The following is a 5,019-nucleotide window of genomic DNA, read 5'->3' on the forward strand; positions in this document are numbered from 1 at the left end:
TTATTAATGACGGCTATCTCCCTTAATATTGAGCGATCCAAAAGTACAGTTTTTGGCTTCTTTTTACTATTTCTGAAAACCACTTCATTACTTATATTTGACTCATTACTTCAGTACCAATGAGTCACAAAATGATTACAGAACTAACAAACGTCAATTTAATTAACGGCAACCTTCAAGCAAATAATAAAAAAGAAGTCTTTGAAGAGCTAGCACAGATGCTATTCGAAAATAATCGAATCAGTAGCAAAGAGGCTTTTTTAACCGACATCGAAGCACGTGAAGCATTAAGCGTGACTTCAATGGACGGCATCGCCTACCCACACGCAAAAAGCAAAGCGGTTACAGAGCCTGCAATCGCCGTTGGCGTAAAGCATGAAGGCATCGAGTATGGCGACGAAGAGGGAGTCAAACCAACCGTATTCTTCATGATTGCTTCACCTGATAACGGTGCCGACCACCATATTTATGTTCTTCAAGAATTATTCGGAAAATTTAGCGAAGAGTTTATTGAAGATATTCATAACGCAAAAGACGAAAACCAAATACTAAATATTTTAATTAATTCATAAGGCGTGAAATTATGAGTACAATCACAGCTCAAGCTAGCAATAATAGCGATTTCAAAAAACTCCTAAGTACCATGAAAGGTCACCTTTTATTCGGTACTTCTCACATGCTTCCATTTATCGTTGCGGGTGGTGTACTACTGGCGCTGGCGGTAATGGCATCCGGTAAAGGTGCGGTTCCTGCAGACGGCTTATTGGCTGATATTTCTAATATCGGTATTAAAGGTCTGGTGTTGTTCCCAATTATTCTTGGTGGCTTCATCGGTTACTCAATTGCAGACAAACCAGCACTAGCGCCAGCGATGATCTCTTCTGGCATCATGGCTGACATGGGCGGCGGCTTCCTAGGTTGTATCGTCGCTGGTTTTATCGCTGGTGGTGTAGTTCTACAACTTAAGAAGATCCCTCTTTCTGCTAACATGACTGCGTTGGGCGCTTACTTCATCTACCCACTTGTTGGTACGCTTATCTCTGCAGGTATCGTTCTATGGGGTATCGGTGAGCCAATCAAGATCTTCATGGCTTCTATGAACGAATTCCTAGCTTCTATGGCTGGCGCTTCTAAAGTGGTTCTAGGTACGATTCTTGGTGGTATGACTGCATTCGATATGGGCGGTCCAATCAACAAAGTAGCAACGCTATTTGCTCAAACTCAAGTTGATACTCAACCATGGCTAATGGGTGGTGTTGGTATCGCAATCTGTACGCCTCCTCTAGGTATGGCACTAGCAACATTCCTATTCAAGAAGAAGTTCACTAAGCAAGAGCAAGAAGCAGGTAAAGCAGCAGCAATCATGGGCTCTATCGGTATCTCTGAAGGTGCTATCCCATTCGCAGCAAACGACCCTGTACGCGTTCTTCCTTCAATCGTTGCTGGTGGTATCGTTGGCTGTGTGTTCGGCTTCCTAACAGACGTACTACTACACGCACCATGGGGCGGTCTAATCACAGCTCCTGTATCAAGCAACATCCCAATGTACGTTGTGGGTATCGCACTAGGCTCACTAACAACAGCAGTTATCGTTGGCTTCTGGAAACCAGTTGCTGAAGAAGAAGCAGAAGACGAAATCGTAGAAGCAGCACCTGCACAAGCTCAAGCGACTCCAGCAGCAGGCGAAGGCGAGTACGACATCGTAGCAGTAACATGTTGCCCGTCTGGCGTAGCACACACATTCATGGCAGCAAAAGCACTAGAGAAAGCAGGTGCGGCAGCGGGTCTGAAAATCAAAGTAGAAACTCAAGGTCAAAACGGTATCCAGAACCGCATCACTGACCTAGATGTAGCAAACGCGAAGCTGGTTATTCTAGCTCACGATATCCAAGTAAAAGACGCTCACCGCTTTGCAAAAGCAAACGTTGTTGAGTGTTCAACGAAAGAAGCGATGCGTAACGCAGCGACTCTTGTGAAAGCTTAAACCTTAAGCTCCTCCCCCTAAGAGCCCTTTCCCCCAAAGGGCTCTATTTCAAGTTTTTAAGTTTTAGTAATACCCCTGATTTTTTTAATTACATAACCCTACAATTTACAAGGCTTTAAAAATGAAATTCAAACCTTCCCTACTCGCTTGCGCAGTTCTCAGTGGTCTAGTCGGTCTGACTGGCTGTAACGACGACACAACCAATATTTATGAAGGCGGTGACACCAACCCTGCACTGCCGGATATTCCTGACGGCGGCAAGCCAGTATGTCCTCCAGTTGGCGATGGCGACTGTGATGACAAGCCAAACCCAGAAACACCTGAAATCGACATGGGCGTTCACATCCCAGTAGATTTCGCCGATATGGACGTAACACGCTACGTCAACCCATTCATCGGCACAGGTAACCTAGGCAACACCTACCCTGGTGCAACCACACCACACGGCATGGTGCAGCTTTCTCCAAACAACGGTTCTAACGGCTGGGAATACATTTCAGGCTACTACTACCACGACGCACGTACTTCCGGTTTCTCTCATACCCACCTTTCCGGAGCAGGTGCTGGCGACTTGAACGACATTCTCGTCATGCCAATCAACTCGCGTTCGGATTACATGATTGATGAAGGTTCGGCAACGCTAAACCTAGAAGCGTCTCGCTTCCAACATCGTGACGAGCAAGCGACGGCAGGCTACTACAAAGTCGATCTATTGGATTACGACATCAAAGCTGAGTTGACGGCGTCGGATCGCGTTGGTGTGCACCGCTACACCTTCCCTCGTGATGAGAAGTCAGAAATCATCGTGAACACTGGCTTCAAAATTAACTGGGACTACACCTCAGATTCTTACTTGAAATGGGACAAAGACAATAACCGCCTTGAAGGTCACCGTTTCTCTGATGGCTGGGCACCAAGCCAAAAAGAATTCTTCGTGATGGAATTCGACCAACCAATCAAAAACGTTCGCTTTGCTTACTATGATAAAGAGCAAGGTCGTTACATGGACGTGCCAGAAGGCATTACAGAAATCGGTAACGAAACACGTGGCAAGTATCAATACGCACGCGCTTACGTTGAGTTCGACACATCCAAAGACGGCTTAACGGTTGAAGCGAAATTGGCGCTATCAAACGTTGAGATCGGCGAGAACGGCAAGTCAGGTGCTTCTCTTAACATGACAGAAGTTGCTGGCATGAACTTCGACCAAGTACGCGAAGCCGCAACGAAGAAATGGGAAGACGAACTCGGCAAGATCCAAGTCTCTGGCGACGAGGATTACAAACAGACGTTCTACACCGCGATGTACCACTCGTACCTAGGTCAAACCATTCACTCTGACTTAGATGGTCGCTACCGCCAAGTTCACCAAGGTCGTAACGCTTACCCAGATGGCAACACACCTTGGGGCGACAAGATTGATACGCTGAAAGAGTCAATCCGCACTGCCGATGCCAACAAAGATGGCAAAGCAGACTTCACGCGCTACGACACTTTCTCTTTGTGGGATACCTACCGCGCAGTTCAACCGTTGTCTTCGATTCTTGAGCCAGACCGCTTAGCAGACGTGGTGCTGTCTATGCTGTCTTACGCCGAAGAAGAATGGGTGGATGACAAAGGCAACGTGCGCAAAGGTCGTCTGCCTGAGTGGACATTCAAAGGCAACGAAACTGGCATGATGATGGGCATGCACTCAACGCCTGTGATTCACGATGTGTTGTCGAAAGGCTCACTAGAAAAACGCATGATCGACCTTGGCTTCACAGAAGCGGAGCGCAAAGACGTTAAAGAACGTTTAGTTGAAGCGATGATCACAGACGCGCGCGCCGCAACGAGCCAAGGCGTAGCATGGATCAAAGAGTACGAGGAACAAGGTTACGTGCCAGCGCAATTGCACGACACTCCACCAGATTCTTACGGCGGTCACTCACCATTTAAAGACTCTTGGACAGCATCTTACTCGCTTGAGTACTCAATGAACGACTGGGCAATCGCGCAATCGATCAAAGAAGTGTTCGGAGAAGAAGACCCACGCTACACCGAGTTCGCTAACCGTTCTAAAAACTGGCAAGCGCAATTCAACTTCGGTGGTAAGCAATACCAAGGTTGGTTCAAAGCCCGTGACTACGATGGCGAGTTTATCGATGCTGGTTGGGTAGACCCAATCACTGGTCGTGCGGTGGGTAAAGACTGGCGTCCAGACATGTTCAACTGGGCATTCTCTGAATCGAACGGCTGGCAATACTCGTTCAGTGTTCAGCACGACATTCATGGCTTAATTGACCTGATGACACGCTTCGACAAGACACAAAACCCTGAAGCAGAACGCGGTGACTTGTTCGCAGCGCGCTTGGATGAGTACTGGTCAACCTACCCAGACCGCAACGCAGGCGACAACCAATTCCCAGTGTTCAACACAGGTAACGTTGGTCAGCACGTTCAAGGTAACGAACCAGATATCCACGTGCCGTACTTGTACAACTACGTCGGTCAGCCTTGGAAAGGTCAGGCAGCCATCGCCGCAGCAACCAACATTTGCTACAAGAACACCGCTGACGGCATTTGTGGTAACGACGACTTCGGTACGCTCTCTGCGTGGTTTGTGTTCCGTGCGCTTGGCTTCTACCCAGTGAACGCTTCTTCTGGCATCTACGAAATCGGTACTCCGCTGTTTGAAAGCGCGTCTATCGATGTCGGCAACAACCAGAAGTTCACGGTTACCGCGAAGAACGTTAGCCGCGAAAACATCTTCATTCAATCGGCTCGCTACAACGGCAAAGACTTCAACCGCACTTACCTGACTCATGACGAAATCATGTACGGCGGTGAGCTGGAGTTCGTGATGGGCGACAAACCAAATCAACGTTGGGGCTCTCTAGAGCAAGATCTTCCACCAGCACAAGGCATCGGTGAGTTCTTGCATGAAGACGAGATGCCAGCAGGTTCTCGTTAATCCCAATAGTGACAACTCAGCCGGGGGAGCGCATCTCCCGGCTATCCCTACAAGCAAATTTTATAAGCAGTCCCTTATAAAC

Annotated in this window: 3 protein-coding genes; all 3 read left to right on the forward strand. The window is 47.9% G+C overall.

Translation table 11 applies throughout. From position 1 onward, the window contains the following. Positions 1-131: 131 nt before the first annotated feature. Positions 132-572, forward strand: a complete 441-nt coding sequence (locus CAG69_RS07840; protein WP_006741334.1) for a PTS sugar transporter subunit IIA — start codon at positions 132-134, stop codon at positions 570-572. Positions 573-583: 11 nt separating this feature from the next. Next, the gene (locus CAG69_RS07845; protein ID WP_161443572.1) at positions 584-1,984 is read left to right on the forward strand and encodes a fructose-specific PTS transporter subunit EIIC; all 1,401 of its coding nucleotides are present in this window, start codon (positions 584-586) and stop codon (positions 1,982-1,984) included. A gap of 121 nt (positions 1,985-2,105) precedes the next feature. Next, the gene (locus tag CAG69_RS07850; protein ID WP_161443574.1) at positions 2,106-4,937 is read left to right on the forward strand and encodes a GH92 family glycosyl hydrolase; all 2,832 of its coding nucleotides are present in this window, start codon (positions 2,106-2,108) and stop codon (positions 4,935-4,937) included. The last annotated feature ends 82 nt before the right edge of the window (positions 4,938-5,019 follow it).

The organism is Vibrio sp. V43_P6S15P86, from assembly GCF_009904725.1.
Taxonomy (GTDB): Bacteria; Pseudomonadota; Gammaproteobacteria; order Enterobacterales; family Vibrionaceae; genus Vibrio; species Vibrio diabolicus.